Source organism: Bradyrhizobium sp. USDA 4011, from assembly GCF_054063415.1.
Map to the genome: position 1 here is coordinate 742,557 of NZ_JBSSGG010000001.1, position 22,881 is coordinate 765,437.

Below are 22,881 nucleotides of genomic sequence, written 5' to 3' on the forward strand. Positions count from 1 at the left end.
TAGCAGATTTGCGCCGGGAATGCTGCAGTTATTTCGCCTTTGATTCCCCGCCGAGCATGGAAAACGTCGCGGTCGCGTGCACTGCAAGATTGCCCTTGCCGTCGCGGACAAAACCTTCGGCGTAGCTGGTCTGGCGGCCAAGCTTGATCACCTTGCCCTCGGCCGAGATGGTTCCCGAGCGCGCCGAGAGCGGGCGCAGATAGGTCAGCTTGAGGTCGAGCGTGACAGAGGTCTGCCCCGCCGGCAGCAGGGTCGAGATCGCGCAGCCCATCGCGGTATCGAGCAGTGCGGCGGCGGTCGCGCCGTGCAAGAGGCCGATGGTGTTCTCCAGACTCTCATGCGGTTCGAGTTCCATCACGATCCGCCCCTCATCGACAACAGCCATGCGGAAGCCGATCAGTTTTGCCATCGGCGGCGGCGGCAAGTGGCCGTCGCGGATCGCGCGCATCGCCTCGATCCCGGACATCGGCATCGCCGCCCTGGCGACCGGCCCGGGCGCCTGCCATTCGACCACGCGCGTGCGCAGCAGCTCGGGCGAATGAAGATCTGAAGTCTCGGCGGCGGTCATGACGGCTCCATTTATATGATTACTATAATTCTATAGATCCGCGCCATGCAGCGCAACCACAGGGCCAGTGCCTTGACAGAGACGCGCTTTGTCCGAGACATGGCGCTATCAATTCCTGCGCCGGGACTTTTTCCAATGGACATGCTCAATCCGCACTGCGGCATCGACCGCGACGCCAGAGGCGTCGTCCGCCTCACGATCTGCAACGCCGGCAGGCTGAACATCGTCAGCTCGGCCGTGACCAACGGCGTGCGCGAAGGCTTTGAGCATCTCGCCGCCGATCCGACCATCCGCGCCGTGATCCTGGCCGGCGAAAGCGAGCGCAGCATGATCGGGGGCGCCGACATCAAGGAGATGGCGAAGCTCGACCAGCAATCGGCGGAAGCCTTCATCAGCCGCCTGCGCGATCTCTGCGAGGCCGTGCGCAAATTCCCCGCGCCTGTCATCGCCCGCCTGCCCGGCTGGTGCCTCGGCGGCGGCCTCGAGGTCGCGGTCGCCTGCGACGTCCGCGTTGCCGCGCATGACGCGATGTTCGGCATGCCCGAGGTCCGCGTCGGCATCCCCTCGGTGATTCACGCAGCACTGCTGCCGCGCCTGATCGGCTGGGGCCGCGCCCGCTGGCTGATGATGACCGCGGAAAACATCGACGCCTCCACTGCGCTCTCCTGGGGCCTTGTCGACACCGTGGCAAAACCCAGCGGCCTCGATGAGGCCGTCGAGCACACAGTCAAGGCGCTGCTGGAATGCGGCCCCGAAGCGCTGCGCATCCAGAAGGATCTGCTGCGGCAATGGGAAGAGCTGCCGCTGACCGAGTCGGTGAACCTGAGCGTCGGCGTGTTCGGCAAGTCGTTCCAGACCGGCGAGCCGCAGCGCCTGCTGCAGGGATTTTTGGATCGCAAGCGGTAATAGTGACACCTTGTAGATGGGGTAACGGGCCGGCCGCCCGCTCGCTACGGCGCGATTTGGAGGCGCGCTCGCGAGCGGCCTGTTGGTTGGAAGGCGGTCGTCCCTCGAACTGATGGTGTCAAACGGAGTGAGGCAAGCCCGCTCCAAGCATCATGAGGGACGACCATGTACCACTATGCAGGAATCGACGTGTCTTTGGAATGCTCGAGTGTTTGCCTTGTCGACGGGGCCGGCAAGATTTTGCGCGAGGCGAAGGTTGCGAGCGAGCCGGAGGCCCTGATCGGCTGGTTCCGGTCGCTGGGGCTGGTGCTTGAGCGGATCGGGCTGGAGGCAGGTCCCTTGTCGCTGTACGCGGCGATGCGGGAGGCGGGACTTGCGGTTGAGCTTCTGGAGACCCGGCATGTGCGCGATGCGTTCAAGGCAATGGTGGTGAAGTCGGACCGCAATGATGCGCGCGGGATCGCGCAACTGATGCGGCTCGGCTGGTTCCGGCCGGTGCACTGCAAATCGATCGCGGCGCAGGAGAGCCGTGCCATTCTGACGGCGCGCAAGCTGCTGCAATCCAAGCTGCGCGACGTCGAGAACAGCCTGCGCGGCGTGCTCCGCGGCTTTGGCCTGAAGGTCGGCGCGACCACCGAGCGCACCTTCGCCGAACGCATCCGGGAGCTCGTTGCGGGCCATCCTGGACTTGAGGTGGTGGCGCAGGCGCTGCTCGAAGCCCATGCCGTGCTGCGGCGCGAGTTCAACAGCCTGGACAAGCAGGTCCAGAAGCTCGCCAAATCGCACCCGCAGGCCAGGCTCTTGATGACGACGCCGTCCGTCGGCCCGATCGTGGCGCTCACCTATGCCTCGGCGGTCGACGACCCGAAGCGCTTCCGGTCATCGAAGGCGACAGGAGCGCATTTTGGCCTCACCCCGAAGAAATACCAATCGGGGGAAACCGATTACACCGGCCGCATCAGCAAGATCGGCGATGCGTCCGTGCGCGAGGCGCTCTATCAGGCGGCTCACGTGATGCTGACCAAGCCGGTCAGGAATTGCGCGGCGCTGAAGGGCTGGGCCATGCGGATCGCCAGGCGTGCCGGCATGCGCAAGGCCAAGGTCGCGCTGGTGCATCGCATGCTCGCCGATGCGAAACCATTCAACCCGTTGGCCAACGCCATCTAAACCAGGAGCATCAATCGGTTCTGGGCGGGCCACGACACCAGGCTCTCCCCGAGCGAAGTCCCTTCGCCGGGACGATGGATCCGGTCAGGCCGCCATCCGGGAAGTGGCTCACAACCACGCTTCCGTAGATTGGCCGGCCGGCTCCTCAATGCACCCCATCAGGCGACGGCCACCGCGCCGATCCCGTACAGAAGCAAGTGCCCGGCGAGTGGATGACGCAAAAAGGGATTGACTAAACAAGGCCCGTTACAGAAGCCCGGATGGAGCGCAGCGCAATCCGGGACGCGTCATCTGCGGATCAAGCTGCCCCGGATTGCGCTTCGCTCGATCCGGGCTACGCCAGCGTCGGCTTCATTTTGTCCGCCCTTTCTTCGCGGGCGTCTTCTTTTTTGGCTTCGGCAGCTTGATCGCCTTGTCATCGTCGCCCGCAGCCTCAATCTCGTGATCGTCCGTCAGTCCATCGTCATAACTTTCGATACGGTCACCTTCCACTTTATGGGTCGGAAACGAAACGTAATCCAATGCGCCTGGGTTGAGGAATACTGTCCGATGATAGCCCTCATACGGTAGGTGAATTAGACCGGGCTCCGGATCGCTGTAGGGATAGTGTACGTCCTCAAACTGCTCCCAGCACTCGAAAAGGTTGCAGTCGACATATTCAATCTCTCGGCGCTTTCCGTTCGAAAGTTGGATCGTCACGGTGTGAGCCAAGGCAAGAATTTCGGCGGTGTCCGCCGCTCGCGCAGCCTTTTCGGTTTCAAGTTCCTCCTGCTTGACGCGGCCATCAGCGACTAGCTTGTCCCACTGCTCATCGGTGATCATGATCGCTCTACAGACGCGCTCGACTTGCTCCCTTGGATAATCTGACGTGAAATCACCGGCGCCAATTTCTTCGGCGTAGATTGCCTCGATGATGTCCCAATCGCGCGTATCAGGCATCTGGATCGGCGTGCCCAGCTTATAGCTGGCATGTTCTTCTTCCGGCCCGTACCAGTCGTAGGCTTCGCTGGAAAGATAGAACTCGGAAATGGCGTCGCGTCGAATCGCCACGCTGCGGTTGCCCAAGTCCTTGAACGTGATGAACCGACGGTTCTCGTGCAGCTGCGAATGGGCTGACGCACGGGCAGCTTCTGAGATCGACAGCACCAAAGGTTCGCTGCCGCTCCTAAAATGCACAGCGATCTCACCGTAGTATTGCAGGTCAAGCGGCGCATCATCGTCATAGAATGCCGCCTCCACAGGCGGATGCGCACCTAGCAGTTCCGCCGTGGTTACCTTGAAGTATTTTGCCAGTTTTGCCAACGCCGCACTTGGCACTTCAGCGCGGCCTGTTTCCCAGCGCTGATATGTCGGTTGGGTTACACCAGCCGCCTTAGCAGCCTCGGATTGCGTTTTGGCGTTCTGAACCCGGTGATACTTCAGCCGATTTACCATTGGTTGACCTCACCGCTAGCAATGATCTTATACGCATATATGCGCATAACCTTACGATTGCAAGAGGCCGATGCAGCTCAACGTTCCGAACGGGCAAAATGCATCGCCAACTCAATGCAGTTGGACAACGCTCTGCTGGCACGCGCGTTGATGCGTCTATGAGATCGCGTGCCTCTTAATATGCAAGTCCTGGTGTTAGGACGGGCGCGGAAGTACCTGGTCGCAGTGTGCAAATCGATATGCGGGGCCTTATCGGCCTCGGATTGAGCTTCGGTTTATCCGGGCAACGCCTGCCCCTCACCTTGCATTCGCCGGCGCATGCACTGGCCACAGATCAGCCCGCCAGTGCAGCGCGATCGCCAGCATGGCGATGAAGCCTGCCGCCGCCAGCAGCGTGCCGGTCGCGGTGTAGCCGATCAGGTCGATCAGGCTGCCGGCCGCGAGCAGGCCGAGCGGCAGGCCGTAGATCACCATCATGCGCACGCCCATCACGCGGCCGCGCAGATGGGCGCTGGCGTTGCGCATCAGCATCACGGCGGCGGAGATCATCGACATGCTCTGCGCGATGCCTGCCAGCACCAGGCAGGCCATCGCCACCGGCATGGTCCTGAGCTCGACGAACACCAGCAGCATCGCGTACCAGGCGAGCGTCGCGCCGATCAGAAGCCGCGCGATGCGCACGCCGCCGGCCATACTGAGCGTGATCGAGCCGATCAGCGAGCCGAATGCAAAACTCGCGGAGAGATAGCCGAGCCCGGTCTGGTCGGTATGGAAGATGTCGCGCGCGACGTAAGGCAGCAGGCCGTTGGTGAGCGGAAACGCGGTGAGGTTGGCCAGGAACGCGACGCAGAGCGCGGCGCGCATGCCCGGACCGCTCCAGGCATAGACGATGCCCTCCTTGAGGTCGCGCAGCAGTTTTGAGCCCGGCACATCGCCCGCCGCGAGATCGGCTGCGCCGTGCGCTTGGGCCGGACGGCCCATGCAGAGCATCAGGATCGCGGCAACGAAATAGAAGCTCGCGATCCCGACATAGACATAGCCGATGCCGAGCGCCGCGAACAATCCCGCGCCGGTCAGTGCGCCGGCGATGCGTGCCGAGTCCTGCGTCGTGCGCGCCAGGCTGATGGCGCCGACCAGCTGCGCCGGCGGCATGATGTCGGCGAGCAGCGCGCCGCGGACGCCGAGGTCCGACGGGCGGATCACGCCCATCAGCGCAACGATGATCATGACCTTCAGCGGCGCCAGATGCCCCGTCAGCGCCAGCAACATGATGGTCCCGGCAAGCGCCGTGTAGGCAAAGCGCATCACGGCGAGCAGATCGCGATGCCCCATGCGGTCGCCGATCATGCCGACCACCGGCGCGACCAGCGTGCCGACATATTGCAGCGAGGCCATCACGGTCAGCAGCAGCACCGAGCCGGTCTCGACCATGATGTACCAGCCGAGCACCAGCGTCTCGACCTCGAACGCCCAGGAGGTGAGCAGATCGGATGGCCATTGAAAGCGATAGCTGCGGATGCGAAATGGCGCGAGCGCGGAAGTCCGCGTGGTCCCGCTCAAGACGCGATGACGCGTGTCACGGCGTGTCCTGCCCTTTTCTTGGTTCTTCTGGGTCTAGATTCCGGATTTTGATTCTGTTGGGAAAAGCGTCCCGGGCCAGCAGCGTAGCGCCGACGGAGTCGGTGTCAATCGAAGCTGCCGCATGCGGCCATGCGCGGCGGCATCAGCGGCAGCGTGTTGCACTGCGCGCCCGATTTTGTCCGGCGCGCCCCCCGGATCGGCCGTCCCCCTCGCCCAGCGATTGTGCTAGCATGCCTGCTCCGAAACCGCGGAGGACGCCATGAACGCCTTCGAAGTTTTCGCGATCTACGTCACACCCTTCGTGGTCATCGCGGTCGCAATCAAGCTGCTGATGAAGCGTTACGCCGTCGACCTGCCCGACGTGCAGAAGCAGGCAGGCGCCGCACCGAAGCGACGGTTCTTGCTCGGGGCCTGGCGGTCGGACTAGGCCACATCGCGGGCAAGCCCGGAGGCGCCGGCCCCCGCGGATAAATACTCAAGATGCAAAGCTCGGACGATTCATGTCGCGAGAACGCGGAAGTATGATTCACAAGTCGCCCCACACACTCACTGTCGTCCCGGCGAAGGCCCATAGGCGCTAAAATAGGATTTGCGCGTTGAATTTGTATGTGATGCCAAGAAGGGATGAGACACGAATCGCTTGTGAACGAAGACTGGGCGCGTGTTGTTGCTCGGCTTGGTGGGGCTGAGGCTCTGGAGGTTGGCGCGCGCGAGACGAAGGCGTTTGTTCGTCCGCGCGAGATCACCAATGCGGTTGATTTGCTGCGGCTGATCCTTGCGTATTGTCTGGGCACGCGGGGTCTGCGGCTGACGGCGGCGTGGGCGACGTCGGTGGGCCTTGTCGACATCTCCAACGTGGCTCTGTTGTATCGCTTGCGTCAGTCCGGAGATTGGCTGGCGCAACTGATAGGTCAGGCACTTGCGAGTGGTGCGCCGAAGGCAAGCCGCGGTCGGCTGATCCGCATCGTTGACGCCACGACGGTCCCCAAAGCCGGAACCGAGGGCAGGCAAAACAACGCAGTGTGGCGTATCCACAGTGCGTTCGATCTTCCGCAAGAGCGCTTTGGGCACTTCGAGCTGACCGATGAGGGCGCAGGCGAGACACTGGATCGGATACCCGTGACTGCCGGCGAGATCCGTCTTGCCGACCGTGCCTACCTGCAACCAGAGCGCATGGCGCATCTGGTCGATGCCGGCGCGGACTTCGTGATCCGCGCGGGCTGGAAGAGCGCGCGTTGGCTGGATCGCAACGGCAACCTTGTCGATCTCATCGCAGAGCTGCGCAAGGCCTTGGCAGGCGGCATGATCGATCGACCGATCTGGATAGAGCGCAAGTCCGGTGCGCAACCGCTTGCTGTGCGCTTGGTCGCGGTCAAAAAGCCGGCGCATGCGGCCGCGGAGGCGCGACGCAAGGCACGCAGGACAGCCCAGAAGGGAGGCCATCAACTCTCCAGGCAAACGCTTGAGGCCGCAGATTGGGTAATCCTGGCGACCTCGCTCAAGGGCGAGGACTTCACGGCTGCTGACGTCATTGCCCTCTACCGGTTGCGATGGCGGATTGAGCTCGGCTTCAAGCGGCTGAAGAGCTTGATTGGCTTGAAGGGACCTCCCGGAACTGACCAGCGGTCCGCTAAACCCCATATCCTCGCTCACCTGCTGATCACTCTACTGCTCGAGCCGCTGGTCGACGAACTCGAGGACTCTCCCCGCTTGGACGAAGCCGCCTGACCAGACCTTCCGCATGGCGCCTGCTACGTCAGCTCATCGCCTCATGGCTCCAAGCCGTCATTCCCCAACCCACGATCGCTTGTCTGCGCAGAGCAAGCCGTGCTCTCCGGCGACATCTGCGCGAGCCCCCCAGACGCAAGCGCCGCTATCAGGCAATGATCAAACTATCTTAGCGCCTATGGGCGAGAGCCAGGACCCAACCCCAAATGCAAATTGTTGCGCAATGCTGGAACGACGAGTCCCTCTCACAACCACTGCTGCGGCGTTTAGGTCCCGGCCTTCGCCGGGACGACAGTGGTGATTGCGGAACTATCCCGGCCTCTGATTCATGCCAACACGACATTTTGTCATGGGAGCCGGAGTTGCATTTTTTGCATCGCATCATATGATGATTATAATTCAATCAACTCCCCGGCCTTGAAGGGAATCCTGCCATGGCAACCAGCGCCGATCCCGTCGTCATCCTCTCCGCCGTCCGCACCCCGCTCGGCCGCTTCATGGGCGAACTCACGCCGCTCGCGGCCCACAAGCTCGGCGCGCATGTGATCGGCGCGGCGCTCGAGCGCGCAAAGCTCGCGCCCGAACGCATCGACGAGGTGTTCATGGGCAACGTGCTGCCGGCCGGCCAGGGCCAGGCCCCCGCCCGTCAGGCCGCGCGCGGCGCAGGTCTGCCGGACGCCACCGGCGCCACCACCGTCAACAAGGTCTGCGGCTCCGGCATGAAGGCGACCATGCTGGCCCACGACATCATAAGGGCCGGCTCGGCCGAGAATCGTGCTGTCCGGCGGCATGGAGAGCATGAGCAACGCGCCCTATCTGCTGCAGAAGGCGCGCGGCGGCTATCGCGCCGGCCACGACCGCATCATCGACCACATGATGATGGACGGCCTCGAGGACGCCTATGAGACCGGCCGCTCAATGGGCGATTTCGGCGAGGCGACCGCGGAGGCCTATCAGTTCACCCGCGCCGACCAGGACGCTTTCGCGATGGAGACGCTGAGCCGCGCCCGCAAGGCGGTCGAGGGCGGCGCCTTCAAGGCCGAGATCGCACCGATCACGCTTAACGAGAAGGCCGGCCCGCGCATCATCGCCAATGACGAGCACCCGTTGAAGGTCGATCCGGCCAAGATCCCCGGCCTGAAGCCGGCGTTCCGCGCCAATGGCACCATCACGCCCGCCGCCTCCTCGGCCAATGCCGACGGCGCCGCCGCGCTGATCCTGGCGCGGCGCTCGCTCGCCGACCGCGACGGCCTGCCGGTGCTGGCCGAAATCAAGGGCCACGCCACCCACAGCCAGGAGCCGCAATGGTTCACCACCGCGCCGATCCCGGCGATCAGAAAACTGCTCGACAAGGTCGGCTGGAGCGTCGGCGATGTCGACCTGTTCGAGATCAACGAGGCGTTCGCGGTGGTCGCGATGGCGGCGCAGCGCGATCTCGGCATTCCCCGTGACCGGCTGAACATCAATGGCGGCGCCTGTGCGCTGGGCCATCCGATCGGCGCCACCGGCGCGCGGCTGATCGTGACCTTGCTGCACGCGCTGGAAGCGCAGAACCTGAAGCGCGGCGTCGCCGCTTTGTGCATCGGCGGCGGCGAAGCCACCGCAATCGCGGTCGAGCGGGTCACGCGCTAGTTCAAGACGGCTCCGCGGCCGAGTCCGAAAACGAGGGAACTATGTCATTTTAGACATAGATCCCTCGTGCCATATTGCGCACCACGAATAGAATACTCATCGCATCTCAACGGGGCCCAATGATCTCGAACTGGCTTGCTTCCGCCCTCGCCCGCCGCAACATCCATTACGGCTGGGTGATGGTCGCCGTGACCTTCCTGGCCGCGCTGATCTCAGCCGGCACCGTCGGCGCACCCGGTGTCTTCATCGTGCCCTTGCAGAAGGAGTTCGGCTGGTCCACCGCGGAAATCTCCTCCGCGCTGTCGATCCGCTTCATCCTGTTCGGGCTGATGGCGCCGTTCGCCGCGGCGCTGATGAACCGCTATGGCCTGCGCAACGTGACGCTGGCGGCGCAATTGATCGTGGTCTCGGGACTGTTGGCCTCGCTCGCCATGACGCAGGTCTGGCAGCTCATCCTGTTGTGGGGCGTCGTGATCGGGATCGGCACCGGCATGACCGCGCTGGTACTCGGCGCGACGATCGCGACGCGCTGGTTCGTCGCGCGACGCGGCCTCGTGATCGGTATGCTCACTGCGAGCGTCGCGACCGGGCAGCTCGCCTTCCTGCCACTGCTCGCGACCATCACCGAGCATTACGGCTGGCGTGTCGCGCTTGGCCTTGTCTGCGTCATGCTCGGCGTTGCCGCCTTCGCCGTGCTGATGGTGATGCGCGACCGGCCGAGCGATGTCGGCCTGCGTCCGTTCGGCGACGAAGGCACCACGCCGCTCCCCGCGCCGCCGCCGGCCAATGCGCCGATCATGGCGGCCGCGCTCGGCACGTTGCGCGATTCCTCGAAGTCGTCGGTGTTCTGGATCCTGTTCGCTACCTTCTTCGTCTGCGGCGCCTCGACCAACGGCCTCGTCCAGGTGCACCTGATCCCGATGTGCCTCGACTACGGCATTCCCCAAGTGCAGGCCGCGAGCCTGCTCGCGGCGATGGGCATCTTCGATTTCTTCGGCACCATCATCTCGGGCTGGCTGTCGGACCGCTTCGACAATCGCCGGCTGTTGTTCTGGTATTACGGCCTGCGCGGGTTGTCGCTGCTGTATCTGCCGTACTCCGACTTCACCTTCTACGGGCTGTCGCTGTTTGCGATGTTCTACGGCCTCGACTGGATCGCAACCGTGCCGCCGACGGTGCGCCTGACCGCGCAGCGCTTCGGCGCCGAGCGCGCCAATCTGGTGTTCGGCTGGATCTTTGCCGGCCACCAGCTCGGCGCCGGCGCCGCCGCGTTCGGCGCAGGGCTGTCGCGCACGCTCTATGCGAGCTATTTGCCGGCATTCTTCATCGCAGGCGCGCTCTGCGTGACCGCCGCGCTGAGTGTGCTGGCGATCTCGCGGCCGCAGCCCAAGGTCGCGCCGGAGGCGAAACCGGTCGCGGCCTGATCGAGCCTCGCCGCGTGCTACTCCGCGGCGAGACCGGTCGGTGCCGCCGCCTCTGCGACTTCCTTGTTGTAGTCGTGCACGATGCGGCCGAACGGCAGCGTCAAATCAGCGATGTAATGATGCGCGCCGACGACGCGCTTGACCGGGAAGTCCGCGACCGGTGCGTTGACGTGCGGCACGAGATGCAGCCGGCCGGGTCCGATCCACGATCCCTTGACGACGATGTCGGTCAGGTTGATCGCAACCAGCTGGCAGATCTCGAGATGGCCGTCGACGCCGGGGATCATCTTCAGATTGATTTGCGTCTTCGACAGCGTGGCGCGGGTGATGTCGCCATTGCCGGCCATGCTCTCGTGCTTGTAGCCCATCGTGCCCATCGCGACGAGCTGGCCGGCATATTCCAGCGTGCCGGTCAGCGTGTCCTTGACGATCTCGAGCTTGGGATGGGCGTATTTCTTCGGAAAGCCCCAGATCTCGCGGCCGGCCGCGATCGGCGGATCATCGTCGAGATACATCTGGCAGACGAAGTTGACCTCCTCGCCGTGCAGCCGCGCGGGAATCACGAGGCCGGACTCGGTGTAGCTGCCGAAGCCGGAACTGTCGGGCATCTTGATCCATTCGTAATGCACGATCGCCTGCTCGATCGGCTCCAGCGGCTCAGGCAAGCCGGCGCGGATCAATTCCGGATCGGTCTCATAGGTGATGACGAGGAATTCGCGATCGATGAAGCGGTAGGGACCGGCGGGATAGCTCGGACCGGCAGCCGGCATGGACGGAAGCTTGAGCAGATCTTCCCTGCGCATCGCGATAACCCCCTGTTTGGAAATATTGCGCGGAAGCTAACGGCCGAGATTGACAGCGATATGAGGGATTTCCGTCACGGGCATGACCGCGGTTACGCTTGCGTGACCCGCGTGTTGCTGATCAGGCCAATGCTAACCATGCAGGCAGGCATGGCGGATGCGCCGCGCGGCGGCGCGGCATTTGTCATCACGGCGTCATCGGCACCCTGAATTCTCACCGCAATTTTTTGGAGTGTCTGATATGGACGCGCGCACCCCTCATCCCGACGATATCGATCACGCGACGCCCGGCTGGCGTCCCGAAGGATGCGATCGCGTGGCCCTGGTTCTGCAGGGCGGCGGCGCGCTCGGCGCCTATCAGGCCGGTGTCTATCAGGCGCTGCACGAATCCAACATCGAGCCCGACTGGGTCTGCGGCGTCTCGATCGGCGCGATCAACTCGGCGATCATCGCCGGCAATCCCCCAGACAAGCGGCTGCAGCGGCTGCACACATTCTGGGATCGCATCACCGGCCGCAAGATCTGGCATCACACCCCGGACGGCGACATCTTCCGCAAGGCGCGCAATTTCACCAGCTCATGGCTGACGACGACGCTGGGGCAACCGGGCTTCTTCACCCCGCACCAGACCAATCCGTGGCTCAGCCCGGCCGGCGCGCGCACCGCCACCAGCTACTACGACACGACACCGCTGCGTGAATCGCTGCTCGAGCTGGTCGATTTCGACCGCATCAATTCCAAGAAGATGCGCTTTGCGGTCGGCGCGGTGAACGTGCTGTCCGGCAACTTCATCTATTTCGACAATGCCCATGACGAGATCATCCCCGAGCACATCATGGCGAGCGGCGCATTGCCGCCGGCGCTGCCGATGGTGAAGGTCGGCACCGATCATTTCTGGGACGGCGGCATCGTCTCCAACACGCCGCTGCAGCATCTGCTCGACCAGGAAGACAACATGAACTCGCTGGTGTTCCAGGTCGACCTGTTCTCGGCGCGCGGCGCGCTGCCGCGCGACATCCAGGACGTGATGGCCCGCCACAAGGACATCATGTATTCGTCGCGCACCCGCTACAACACCGACGTCTACCGCAAGACCTACAATCTGCGCACGGCACTGCACAACGCGCTGTCAAAGATTCCCGATGACCATCTGTCGGAAGAAGAGCGCCAGCTCAAGAAGGCGAACGCGCGGCTGCCGGGGATCACGCTGCTGCAGCTGATCTATCAGCAGAAGGCCTATGAGGGCGACGCCAAGGACCACGAATTCTCCGGCACCTCGATGCGCGAGCATTGGGCAAGCGGACACGAGGACACCAAGCGCTCGCTGAAGCGGCGCGACTGGATCAAGATGCCCGAGAACGGCATGGGGATCGTGATCCACGACGTGCATCGGGAGAGCGAGTAGTTGCGTGTCGTCATTGCGAGGAGCGAAGCGACGAAGCAATCCATACCTCAGCAGATGGTGACATGGATTGCTTCGCTGCGCTCGCAATGACGATTGGGAGAGCGCTTACGGCCGCGTCGACATGTTGCTCGGCGGGCCGGCCTTGCGGATGGGCTCGGCGAGACGCGCGAACTCGCAGAGCAGCGAGCGCGTCTTGCGCGGATCGATCACCTCCTCGACCCAGAACTTCTCGGCCGAGCGGAACGGCGAACGCAGCTTGTTGAGGCGATCCTCGATCTCGCGCAGCTTGGCCGCGGGATCGGCGGCCGCATCGATCTCGGCGCGATAGGCGGCCTCGATCCCGCCCTCGAGCGGCAGCGAGCCCCAATAGGCCGACGGCCAGGCATAGCGCATCGAGAAGCGGTTGGCCGGCTGATGCACCACACCGGCGACGCCGAACGCGTTGCGGATGATGATGGTGCACCACGGCACGGTGCTCTGGTTGACCGCCGCCATCGCGCGCACGCCGTGGCGGATGGTCGCCGACTTCTCCGCCTCGAGCCCGATCATGAAGCCCGGACAGTCCATCAGATAGACCACCGGCAGATGGAAGGTCTCGGCGAAGTCGACCCAGCGGATCACCTTCTGGCAGGCGTCCGCGGTCCACGAGCCGCCGTAGTGGAAGGGATCGCTGGCGAGCAACAGTACCGCCCTGCCTTCGATCCGCGCCAATCCAGTGATCACAGGCCGGCCGAAATTGCCGGCGACCTCGAAGAACGAGCCCTTGTCGACGACCGCATCGATGATCGGCCGCATCTTGTAGACCTGCTTGCGGTTGCGCGGCACGGCCTTCAGCAGCGATTCCTCGGCACGATCCGGATCGTCGGTGCAGGGAACGGTCGGTGGCAGATCGTAGACCGACGCCGGCAGATAGGACAGGAAGCGTCTGGCGTAGTCGAACGCCTCCTCTTCCGTCTCGACGGCCTGATCGATTGCGCCGGCGCGGGTCTGGATGTCGGCGCCGCCGAGCTCCTGCTTGGTCAGATCCTGACCCAAACGCTTCACCACCGGCGGACCGGCGACGAACATCGCGGAGCTCTTGGTCATCACCGAGTAATGCGTGGCCGCCAGCCGGGCGGCACCGAGGCCCGCGACCGAGCCGAGCCCGAGGCCGACCACAGGGACGCGCGCCAGATTGGCGGTCGTGTACCAGTACCAGCGCGTGCCGCCGACGCCGCCGGGCAGATTGGCCGCGCCCCTGGTCTCGATCGTCTTCACCGAGCCGCCACCGCCGGAGCCCTCGATCACGCGGACGATCGGCAGGCGGAAGTCATGCGCCATCTCCTCCGCCATCAGCGGCTTGGCGGAAATCGATGCATCGGCCGAGCCGCCGCGCACGGTGAAATCGTCGCCGACCACGACCACGGTGCGGCCGTCGACCCTGGCGCGGCCGAATACGCAGTTCGCCGGCGTCAGATGCTTGAGTTCGTTACTCTCGTCGTATTCGGCGATGCCGGAGATGGCACCGACCTCATGGAAGCTGTTCTGGTCGACGAGCCTGTCGATGCGCTCACGAACCGTGAGCCGGCCCTGGTCGCGTTGCCGCTTGACCTTGTCAACGCCTCCCATCTCCCGCGCGAACGCTTCGCGCCGGGCGAGGTCGTCGAGTTCCGGCTTCCAGTTCATTCATTGCCTCCGTCTTGATGATTTTGTTGTTGTTATGGGCGGCCACCGGAAGCGACTTGCGTTCGATCCGATTGCTGAAGATGTCGCCGTCGGCGCCTTCGAGCAGGCTGCCGACCGCGGCGGCGAGGTCGACCATCAGCGGCGCGACCTCGCGATGCAGCCGCTGCTCGTCATACATCGCCGAGAGCAGGCCGATCGTGGTGACCACATAGGTCTGGTATTGCGGTGACCACAGCGGCACCGCGACGCCGTTGATGTGCGGGCTCCACAGGCCGCAGGCGACGACGTAGCCGTGCTCCTGCAAGTGGCGGCGATTGGCCGCGATGCGCGGCGTCAGCATCTTGGCGCTGTCCGGCAACTCGCCTTCCATCTCTGATATCAGCGCGTCGCCGATCGCGGGATCGAGCGCCGCAGTGTAGGCATGGCCGGCGGCGGTGGTCGCCATCGAGATGCGGCTGCCGGTGGCCTCATGCAGGCCAAGCGCGTTCGCCGCGCGGGCGAACTCCAGATAGACCAGATGAAAGCGGTCGGGGATCACGAAGCCCACGGTGCCGGGCAACTGATCCGCGACATCCTGCAAGCGCAGCCGGATCAGGTTGCGCAACTGCAGCCCCTTCATCATCGACGTGCTCATCGCGACCGCGCTCGGGCCGATGCGATATTTCTGGTCGCGCGGCAGATAGACGAGCTGTCCCATCCGCGTCAGCGTGTGCGTCAAGCGCGACACTGTCGAACGCGGCAGGCCGCAGCGGTTCGAGATTTCGAGATTGCCGAGTCGTGCTTCGTGCCCTTCGAAGCACCGCAACACATCAAACGCGCGCGACACCACCTGGATGACATCGCCATCGCCAGTCTCGCTGGCGAGCATTCCCTGCCGGCTAAGCCGTTCCGAGCGCCGTCCCATTTGTTTTGGCTCCATTCCGTCCTGCGGAATAAAATTCCACTTGCAGAAGAAGCTACCTCAGGCAATCTGCCGCCACAACAAAAAGCCGTTCGCCGGATGAAATTTCCGCAAGACGGTATCGGAGAGGTGGAATGCCAGAGATCAAGGTTGTGACCGAAGTTGCCGGGCGCGTTTGCGCGCTTCCTGTTGAGGCCGGCAGCAATATCGGCGACGGCGACGAGATCGCATTCGTCGAAGCGATGAAGATGGAAATACCGGTCACGTCGACGGCGGCAGGCAAAATCAAGTCGATTCTGGTCAGGATTGACGAGGTCATTGCCGAAGGCCAGGCCGTCGCGATCGTCGAGACCTGACGGCGGACCGCCCGGCCGCCCCGCGGACGAAATTCCCACGTGCCTCGTCCTCCGACGGCCACTTCTCTGGAGCAGCGCTGCGTCGGACGCTGCTTTGCTTGCGAAACATTTCCGAGCGAAAAGTTTCGCATAACGAAACAAATACCGAGCAATCGCTCGCTTTGTGATCATCGGTTGGGAGACCATAGCGGTCGAATGGCGTCCGATCCGGACCGGTCGCCTTCACACCTGACGTCGATGCGCGCTCAGTTGCGCGCGCCCTGATTGCGTTGCACAACAGGAGGCGATGAAACGATCGCCTCCTCCCGTCACCGCCACCACCACCACGGCCTGGTCCAGCTCAAAGCCGCCGCTGCTGCGGTTTCTGCACGCTTGTTACGCAAACTTCCTGCCGGAGGCTGCTGGCGCGGTGGCCGACTACATCCCGGAGCTCGGCAAGGCCGACCCTGCCCATTTTGGCATCAGCCTCGCGACGCTCGACGGCCATGTCTATGAGGTCGGCGACACCAGGGTGTCCTTCACCATCCAGTCGATGTCAAAACCGTTCGTGTTCGCACTGGCGCTGGACACGCTGGGCGCCGAACGGGTGGAAAGCGTGATCGGCGTCGAGCCGTCCGGTGACCCCTTCAATTCGATCCGGCTCAATGCCCAGAACCACCCGTTCAATGCGATGGTCAATGCGGGTGCGATCGCCTGCTCAGGCCTGCTCCATGCCGACAAGGGCGACGGCGCGTTCGACTATATCCGCCAGGCGCTCGGCCGCTTCGCCGGCCGCGAGCTCGATGTTGACGAGGCGGTCTACGCCTCCGAGAGCGCCACCGGCGACCGCAATCGGGCGATCGGCTATCTCTTGCGCACCAACAGCGTGATCACAGAAAACGTGCCCGCGGTGCTCGACGTCTACTTCCGGCAATGCGCCATCCTCGTCACCGCGCGCGATACCGCCGTGATGGCGGCGACGCTGGCCAACCGCGGCATCAATCCGCTGACCGGCGAGCAGGTGGTGACGCCCTACGCGATCGCACGCACGCTGTCGGTGATGACCTCGTCGGGCATGTACGACTACGCCGGCGAATGGATCTACCGCGTCGGCATCCCCGCCAAGAGCGGCGTCGGCGGCGGCATTTTGGCCGCGCTGCCGGCGCGGCTCGGGCTCGGCAGCTACTCGCCAAAGCTCGACAAGCACGGCAACAGCGTGCGCGGCATCAAGGTCTGCGAGGCGCTGTCGGCGCATTACGACCTGCACATGCTGAACCGCAGCGATGACGCCCGCCAGAGCATCATCGCCGACTACAACATCGGCAAGAACCCGTCGCGCCGGGTGCGGCGGCCGCAGGAGCAGGAGATCCTGGCCAAGCACTTCCAGGAGGTGCGCGTGATCGAGCTGGTCGGCACGCTGTCGCTCTCCAATGTCGACTATGTCTCGCGCCGCCTCGCCGGCAGCCCGCGGCCGGAGTTCGTGATCTTTGACCTGCGCCGCGTCACCGCGACGACCCGCGCGGGCGCACGGCTGGTGGCGGAAGCCTTCCAGGAACTCGCCGAGCTTGGCGTCACCGTGATCCTCTCCGGCATCAAGCGAACCTCGCGTGAATGGACCACGATCAGCGAGTGGACCAACCGGCTCGGCAACATCAGGGATTTCTATCTGCTCGACACCGCGATCGAATGGGCCGAGGACCAGATCGTCTACCGCTATGGCGGCTCGATCGATTTCCTCGAGACCACAGAGCTGTCCGAGCAGCCGCTGCTCGCGGGATTGAGTGAGGCTGAGATCGCCGACCTCACCACGCTCTGCGCTGTCAGGACCTACCAGCCAAACGAGAAGATCATTGCCGCGGGCAGTGAGGCGACATCGCTGTTCTTCCTGCGCAGCGGCGTGGTCCACGTCACCCTGCCCGACGGCATCCGGCTCGCGACCCTGACCGCCGGCATGGCGTTCGGCGAGATGGCGCTGCTGGAGCCGAAGCGCTCGGCGGACGTGATCGCCGACATGTCGGCCTCCGCCTACGAGGTGGCGACCAGGGATTTCGAGCGATTCCGCGAGCAGCACCCGCGCGCCGGCGAACGGATCATGCGCAACCTCGCGCGGATCCTCGCCGAGCGGCTGATCGTGGCGAATGCGAAGGTGGATCTGTTGACGTCGGGGTAGGTCTCTCGTCCCCCTCGCCCCGCTCTTGCGGGGAGAGGGTTGGGGTGAGGGGCTGCATCCGCAAAAAAGGTGAACGTCGAACTCGCGGAAGCTCCCCCCTCACCCGGATCGCATTTCATGCGATCCGGCCTCTCCCCGCAAGCGGGGCGAGGCGAAGAAATTGCGGCGAGCGCCTAGCTCACCACTTCCGTCACCGGCTGCATGTCGATCTCGAACGTCTCGAGAAACTTCGACGTCATGATGTAGAAGCCGACCGAGAGCTGCAGCTCGATCAGCGCGGCCGGCGTCAACAGTGCCGCGATCGCCTTGAAGGTCGCATCCGTCGGCTTCTTCAGCTTAACGATCTCGTCGGTGAAAGTGAGCGCCGCGCGCTGCACCTCGTTGAAGCAAGTCGCGGACTGCCAGTTATCCAGCGCTGCGTTCTGCTCGTCGGTGACGCCGACATTCTTTCCGATGCGCTTGTGCGCGACGATCTCGTAAGGCGCCTCGCAGAGAATGCCGGTGCGCGTGATCGCGAGTTCGCGCACGATCGGATCGAGCTCGCCCTTGTGGCGGATCGCGCCGCCGAGCCGGCAGTACTGCTCAAAGTAGCTCGGCGAATGCGCCATCATGCGGAAGATGTTGGCGTTGCGGTTCTTGTCGAGGATCTCGCGGGTGCGCGGGCTTGCCTTCGCGGGATCGGAGTAGTCGATACGGGCCATTTCCAAACCTTGATCTCTGTCGTTTCTGTCGGGCTCCGAAACAGTATCCGCCGGCCGTCGCAGGAGCAACACGCGCGAGTCAAATTGCCGCCGCATTCCCAGACAACCCTGCCACAGTCGATATTCGCTGAGTGGGGACTCGTCAAAGCGGATGCTCGACGCGGGGTGTTCCGAGTACAAAATCTGGCCGTCGTGCGCGCAATTTGCGCAACGATGAGGCACGCCCAAGTCTAGGGGAAACGCATGAAGGAAGCCACCAAGAGGGCGGCCTCGGAAGCGCTTGCGCAAATGCTGGCGGTGACGGCGTTGCTCGTCATCGCCAGCTTTGTCTTTTACTGGCGATAGTATCCGTAAACTATGAGGGGCAAGAGCGAACCAATTCCGCCTGGTCTCGCGTTCTGACTGGATCGTTCAGCCCCTCATTTTGCCCTTGCAAAATACGGAACCAGCCGTCCCGCAAATTGCGTAAAGCGCGCCAAGACCTTGTCGCCGATGGCGAGGTCGTTGTCGCCATGCGCCATCATGCGAAAGCCCTCGTCGGCATCCACGAGCACGATGTTGTAGGGCACATGCGCCCGCGTCTCCGGCGTCGCGGCGCGGCAGACCAGCGACGTCGCATACACCGTCCCTGCCCCGCTCGCGCGATGCTCGGCGACATCGGGCGAGCCGCAGGCCGCGCAGAAGCTGCGGCGGAAGTATTGCCGCGCGCCGCAGGCGTTGCAGGTCTGATAGACGATGGCTTCCGCGCCCCCGGTCCAGTCCGCGATGGGTTCGCTCATCGCACGCGCTCCAGGAACATGCTGACATGCGAGGACAGCACGCCGCCGTCGCCATGCAGCAGCGCGACCGAGGCGTCGCGGACCTGACGATTGTCGGCGCGACCGGTCATCTGCAGATGGGTCTCGACCAGATGCGCCATCGCGCCGCCGACACCGCAATGGCCGTAGCTGAGGAGGCCGCCATGGGTGTTGAGCGGCATCTCGCCATCCGGATTGAAATAGCCGGCGCGCACCCGCGCTGCGGCCTCGCCGCGCTTGGCGAGGCCGAGATCTTCCAGCAGCATCGCCAGCGTGATCGTGAAGCTGTCGTAGACCGCAGCGTAACGCACATCTGATATCGCGACACCCGATGCCGCTTTCGCTTTCGCGATCGAGATCTCCGCGCCGAGCCCGCTCAACGCGGGCGCGGCCGTGATGTGCTGATGGGTATGCGCCTGGGCGCAGCCGCGGATGCGAACCCGCCGCTCGCCGGTCGGCTCGCGGCTGATCACGCAGGCCGCGCCGCCGTCGGATACCGGGCAGCAGTCGAGCAACTTCAGCGGCATCGCCACCGGTTTCGAGGCCATCACATCGGCAACCGTGATCGGTTCGTGGAATTGCGCGCCAGGATGCATCAGCGCGTGCTTGCGCATCAGCACCGCGAACTCGGCGAGGTCTTCCTGCGTGAGGCCGTACTCATGCATGTAGCGCGTCGCGACCAGGCCGTAATAGGCCGGGATCGTCGGTCCCAGTGTCACCTCGTAATCGGGATGGCCAACCTGGGCCAATGCCTGGATCGAGGCGTCGCGGCTCTGTCCGGTCAGCCGGTTCTCGCCGCCGACCACCAGCACATGCTTCGCCACGCCGGCATCGACGAGGTGATGCGCCAGCATGGTCATCGCGAGGCCCGTGGCGCCGCCGACCTGCACGGCATGGGCATAGGACGGACGAATACCGAAATGCTCGGCGAATACGGTGGCCAGCATGATGTGCGGCGAGACGGTGGAGTAACCGCACAGGATGCCGTCGATGTCGGCACGCTTCAGTCCGGCATCGGAGATCGCAAGCTCGGCCGCCTTGCTCATCAGGTCGAGCGAGGACAGGCCCTCATGCTTGCCGTAGGATGTGAGGCCGACGCCGGTGACGAAGCTCATCCCTTGACGTCCCCTTGCAAAGAGGAGGTCGGCTTGCGCGAGCAAGCCGGGTGAGGATATGTCTCCGCACCATCGCTCTCGCCTGTGGCTGACCCCCACCCTGCCCTCCCCCTTTCAGGGGGAGGGAAAAGAAAGCGTTGTCTGCGCGAAACCGACCTCATCAATACGACTTCGGAAGGCCGAGCACCTTCTCGCCGATGAAGCTGAGGATGAGCTGCGGGCTGATCGGCGCGATGCGCGGGATCAGCGACTCCCGGAAATAGCGCTCGACGTGATACTCCTTGGCATAGCCGAAGCCGCCATGGGTCATCACCGCCTGCTCGCAAGCGTGAAAGCCTGCTTCCGCCGCGAGATATTTCGCCGCGTTCGCGGCGGGGCCGCAGGGCAGGTTCTGGTCGTATTGCCAGCCGGCGCGCAGCACCATCAGCCAGGCAGCCTCGAGCTCCATCCAGCACTTCGCCAGCGGATGCTGGATCCCCTGGTTCATGCCGATCGGACGGTTGAACACGATGCGGCCCTTGGCGTATTCTGACGCCCGCTTCAGCGCGATCTGGCCGAGGCCGACGGCTTCGGCCGCGATCAGGATGCGCTCCGGATTCATGCCGTGCAGGATGTATTCGAACCCGCGCCCTTCCTCGCCGATGCGGTCCTCGACCGGAATCTCGAAATTCTCGAAGAACAGCTCGTTGGAATCGACCGGCTTGCGGCCCATCTTCTCGATCTCGTGCACGGTGACGCGCTTGCGATCGAAATCGGTGTAGAACAGGCTGAGGCCGTGGGTCGGGCTGCGCACGTCCTCCAGCGGCGTGGTGCGCGCGAGCAGCAGGATCTTGTTGGCGACCTGCGCGGTCGAGATCCACACCTTCTGGCCGTTGACGATGTATTTGTCGCCCTGGCGCACCGCGCGGGTCTTGAGCTGCGTGGTGTTGAGGCCGGTGTTGGGCTCGGTCACCGCAAAACAGGACTTGTCGCGGCCGTCGATGATCGGCGGCAGCATGCGCTGGCATTGCTCCTTGGTGCCGAACACCACCACCGGATTGAGCCCGAACACGTTCATGTGCACGGCCGACGCGCCGGACATGCCGGCACCGGATTCGGAAATCGTGCGCATCATGATCGCGGCATCGGTGATGCCGAGGCCGGAGCCGCCATATTCCTCGGGAATGCAGATGCCGAGCCAGCCGGCATCGGCGAGCGCGCGATGAAAGTCGGCCGGATAGCCGCCTTCCTTGTCCTTCTTCAGCCAGTAGGCCTCGTCAAAGCGCGAGCAGATTTTTGCCACCGCGTCACGGATCGATTCCTGGTTGGCGGAGAGTGCGAAATCCATCTGTCGTGCTCCTATGCCTTCACCACTTTGGCCGCGCCGTCGCGCACCATCGCCGCGATCTCATCGGTCGAGAAACCCGCCTCCCGCAAAATCTCCGCGCTGTGCTCGCCGAGCCTGGGCGCCAGCCGGCTCGGCTCGACCATGGTCTCCGACCAGCGCGCCGACGGCGTCATGCTGCGGATGCGGCCCTCGGTCGGGTGATCGACCACGGGGAAGACGCCGGTCGCGACCATATGCGGGTCCTGCAATAGGCTCTCGAGATCGTGCATCGGCATCACGGGCACGTCGGCCTTCCCGAGAATCTCGTTCCACTCGGCCGTGGTCTTGGTCTGCAGAATGCGCGCGAGCTCGGCGTAGACGACATCGATATTGGTGGCGCGGCCGGCGAAGGTGGCGAATTTCGGATCGCTGCGCAGATCGTCGCGGCCGGTCGCCTTGAAGAAATTCTCCCACTGCTTGTCGTTGTAGACGATCACGCAGATGTAGCCGTCCAGCGTCTTGTAGGGCCGCCGGTCCGGCGACAGATGCCGCGCATAGCCGCCCTTGTCGAGCGGCGGATCGTAGGTCAATCCGCCCATATGGTCGCCCATGACGAAGCCTGCCATGGTCTCGAACATCGGAATGTCGACGCGCTGGCCCTGCCCGGTGCGGTCGCGATGCACGAGGCTCGCGCAGATCGCACCGACCGCGGTGAGGCCGACGATACGATCAACCAGCGCATTCGGCACATAACGCGGCACGCCGTCCGAGGTCTGCGCCATCAGCGCCGGCAGCGCGGTGGCGCCCTGGATCAGGTCGTCATAGGCGGGCTTGGCTGCGTATGGTCCCTCCTGGCCGAAGCCGAACACGCCGGCATAGATCAGCCTTGGATTGACCTTGGCGACGACGTCGTAACCGAGTTGCAGCCGCGCCATTGCCTGCGGCCGCACATTGTAGACCAGCACGTCGGCCTGCGCGATCAGCCGCAGCACCGCCTCGCGCCCCGCCGGTTTCTTCAAGTCGAGGCAGACCGAACGCTTGCTGCGGTTGGTGTTGAGGAACACCGGCCCCATGCCGGGATGCCGTGTCGGACCGATCTGCCGCGTCACGTCGCCGTCAGGCGATTCCACCTTGATGACGTCGGCGCCGTAGTCGCCGAGCATCTGGGTGGCATAGGGTCCCATCAGCACGGTCGTCATGTCGACGACCTTGATACCCTGCAGTGGTCCCATCGTCCTGTTCG

General features: G+C 64.1%; 19 protein-coding genes and 1 pseudogene. 9 read left to right on the forward strand and 11 right to left on the reverse strand.

Going from position 1 to position 22,881, the window contains the following annotated elements; all coding sequences use genetic code 11:
- Nucleotides 1-28: 28 nt before the first annotated feature.
- Entirely contained in the window at nucleotides 29-568 is a 540-nt protein-coding gene (locus ACVW1C_RS03765) for a PaaI family thioesterase (protein ID WP_456757236.1), read from the reverse strand.
- Nucleotides 569-703: 135 nt separating this feature from the next.
- Here ACVW1C_RS03765 and ACVW1C_RS03770 point away from each other — a divergent pair, with 135 nt between their 5' ends.
- On the forward strand, nucleotides 704-1,474 hold the full coding sequence (locus ACVW1C_RS03770) for an enoyl-CoA hydratase (protein ID WP_456757237.1): 771 nt from the start codon (nucleotides 704-706) through the stop codon (nucleotides 1,472-1,474).
- Nucleotides 1,475-1,639: 165 nt separating this feature from the next.
- A complete protein-coding gene (locus ACVW1C_RS03775; protein WP_456757238.1) occupies nucleotides 1,640-2,641 on the forward strand; it encodes an IS110 family RNA-guided transposase in 1,002 nt (333 codons plus the stop codon).
- Nucleotides 2,642-2,992: 351 nt separating this feature from the next.
- Here ACVW1C_RS03775 and ACVW1C_RS03780 read toward each other — a convergent pair whose 3' ends face one another.
- Together ACVW1C_RS03780 and ACVW1C_RS03785 are read right to left on the reverse strand one after the other, a co-directional pair.
- A complete protein-coding gene (locus ACVW1C_RS03780) occupies nucleotides 2,993-4,075 on the reverse strand; it encodes a helix-turn-helix domain-containing protein (RefSeq protein WP_456757239.1) in 1,083 nt (360 codons plus the stop codon).
- 297 nt (nucleotides 4,076-4,372) lie between these two features.
- Nucleotides 4,373-5,635, reverse strand: coding sequence for an MFS transporter (locus ACVW1C_RS03785; protein ID WP_456757240.1), 1,263 nt, complete (start codon nucleotides 5,633-5,635; stop codon nucleotides 4,373-4,375).
- Between the two features lie 280 nt (nucleotides 5,636-5,915).
- On the opposite strand from ACVW1C_RS03785, the gene ACVW1C_RS03790 reads away from it, so the two are divergent.
- From ACVW1C_RS03790 to ACVW1C_RS03805, 4 genes and pseudogenes are all read left to right on the forward strand, one after another.
- The gene (locus ACVW1C_RS03790) at nucleotides 5,916-6,083 is read left to right on the forward strand and encodes a hypothetical protein (protein WP_173642273.1); all 168 of its coding nucleotides are present in this window, start codon (nucleotides 5,916-5,918) and stop codon (nucleotides 6,081-6,083) included.
- 215 nt (nucleotides 6,084-6,298) lie between these two features.
- Nucleotides 6,299-7,384 (forward strand): IS4 family transposase, encoded by a 1,086-nt coding sequence (locus ACVW1C_RS03795; RefSeq protein ID WP_456756830.1) that lies wholly within the window; start codon nucleotides 6,299-6,301, stop codon nucleotides 7,382-7,384.
- Nucleotides 7,385-7,818: 434 nt separating this feature from the next.
- A pseudogene (locus tag ACVW1C_RS03800) lies at nucleotides 7,819-9,016 on the forward strand (acetyl-CoA C-acyltransferase).
- 119 nt (nucleotides 9,017-9,135) lie between these two features.
- Nucleotides 9,136-10,440, forward strand: a complete 1,305-nt coding sequence (locus ACVW1C_RS03805; RefSeq protein ID WP_456757241.1) for an MFS transporter — start codon at nucleotides 9,136-9,138, stop codon at nucleotides 10,438-10,440.
- Nucleotides 10,441-10,457: 17 nt separating this feature from the next.
- On the opposite strand, the gene ACVW1C_RS03810 is transcribed toward ACVW1C_RS03805, so the two are convergent.
- Nucleotides 10,458-11,243, reverse strand: a complete 786-nt coding sequence (locus ACVW1C_RS03810; protein ID WP_456757242.1) for an acetoacetate decarboxylase — start codon at nucleotides 11,241-11,243, stop codon at nucleotides 10,458-10,460.
- Nucleotides 11,244-11,484: 241 nt separating this feature from the next.
- Between ACVW1C_RS03810 and ACVW1C_RS03815 the strand changes: the two genes are divergently transcribed.
- A complete protein-coding gene (locus ACVW1C_RS03815) occupies nucleotides 11,485-12,648 on the forward strand; it encodes a patatin-like phospholipase family protein (protein ID WP_456757243.1) in 1,164 nt (387 codons plus the stop codon).
- A 105-nt stretch (nucleotides 12,649-12,753) separates the two neighbouring features.
- On the opposite strand, the gene ACVW1C_RS03820 is transcribed toward ACVW1C_RS03815, so the two are convergent.
- Both ACVW1C_RS03820 and ACVW1C_RS03825 read right to left on the reverse strand, forming a co-directional pair.
- On the reverse strand, nucleotides 12,754-14,313 hold the full coding sequence (locus tag ACVW1C_RS03820; RefSeq protein ID WP_456757244.1) for an acyl-CoA carboxylase subunit beta: 1,560 nt from the start codon (nucleotides 14,311-14,313) through the stop codon (nucleotides 12,754-12,756).
- Complete coding sequence (locus ACVW1C_RS03825; RefSeq protein WP_176531918.1) at nucleotides 14,243-15,217, reverse strand: IclR family transcriptional regulator; 975 nt, start codon at nucleotides 15,215-15,217, stop codon at nucleotides 14,243-14,245. Before ACVW1C_RS03825 ends, ACVW1C_RS03820 begins: the two co-directional genes overlap by 71 nt.
- Before the next feature lie 131 nt (nucleotides 15,218-15,348).
- On the opposite strand from ACVW1C_RS03825, the gene ACVW1C_RS03830 reads away from it, so the two are divergent.
- The gene (locus tag ACVW1C_RS03830) at nucleotides 15,349-15,570 is read left to right on the forward strand and encodes an acetyl-CoA carboxylase biotin carboxyl carrier protein subunit (protein WP_456656294.1); all 222 of its coding nucleotides are present in this window, start codon (nucleotides 15,349-15,351) and stop codon (nucleotides 15,568-15,570) included.
- A gap of 286 nt (nucleotides 15,571-15,856) precedes the next feature.
- Nucleotides 15,857-17,719, forward strand: coding sequence for a glutaminase A (gene glsA, locus ACVW1C_RS03835; RefSeq protein ID WP_456757245.1), 1,863 nt, complete (start codon nucleotides 15,857-15,859; stop codon nucleotides 17,717-17,719).
- Between the two features lie 173 nt (nucleotides 17,720-17,892).
- Here the strand turns inward: glsA and ACVW1C_RS03840 are convergent, their stop codons facing one another.
- The 5 genes from ACVW1C_RS03840 to ACVW1C_RS03860 all read right to left on the reverse strand — a co-directional run bounded on the left by ACVW1C_RS03840 (nucleotide 17,893) and on the right by ACVW1C_RS03860 (nucleotide 22,870).
- Nucleotides 17,893-18,420, reverse strand: coding sequence for a carboxymuconolactone decarboxylase family protein (locus tag ACVW1C_RS03840; protein ID WP_456757246.1), 528 nt, complete (start codon nucleotides 18,418-18,420; stop codon nucleotides 17,893-17,895).
- A gap of 419 nt (nucleotides 18,421-18,839) precedes the next feature.
- Entirely contained in the window at nucleotides 18,840-19,199 is a 360-nt protein-coding gene (locus ACVW1C_RS03845; protein WP_456757247.1) for a Zn-ribbon domain-containing OB-fold protein, read from the reverse strand.
- Nucleotides 19,196-20,332, reverse strand: coding sequence for a thiolase family protein (locus tag ACVW1C_RS03850; RefSeq protein WP_456757248.1), 1,137 nt, complete (start codon nucleotides 20,330-20,332; stop codon nucleotides 19,196-19,198). The genes ACVW1C_RS03845 and ACVW1C_RS03850 overlap by 4 nt, the downstream gene beginning before the upstream one ends.
- 160 nt (nucleotides 20,333-20,492) lie before the next feature.
- Entirely contained in the window at nucleotides 20,493-21,659 is a 1,167-nt protein-coding gene (locus ACVW1C_RS03855) for an acyl-CoA dehydrogenase family protein (RefSeq protein WP_456757249.1), read from the reverse strand.
- An 11-nt stretch (nucleotides 21,660-21,670) separates the two neighbouring features.
- Nucleotides 21,671-22,870: a CaiB/BaiF CoA transferase family protein gene (locus ACVW1C_RS03860; RefSeq protein WP_456757250.1), complete on the reverse strand. Its 1,200-nt coding sequence runs from the start codon at nucleotides 22,868-22,870 to the stop codon at nucleotides 21,671-21,673.
- Nucleotides 22,871-22,881 lie beyond the last annotated feature (11 nt).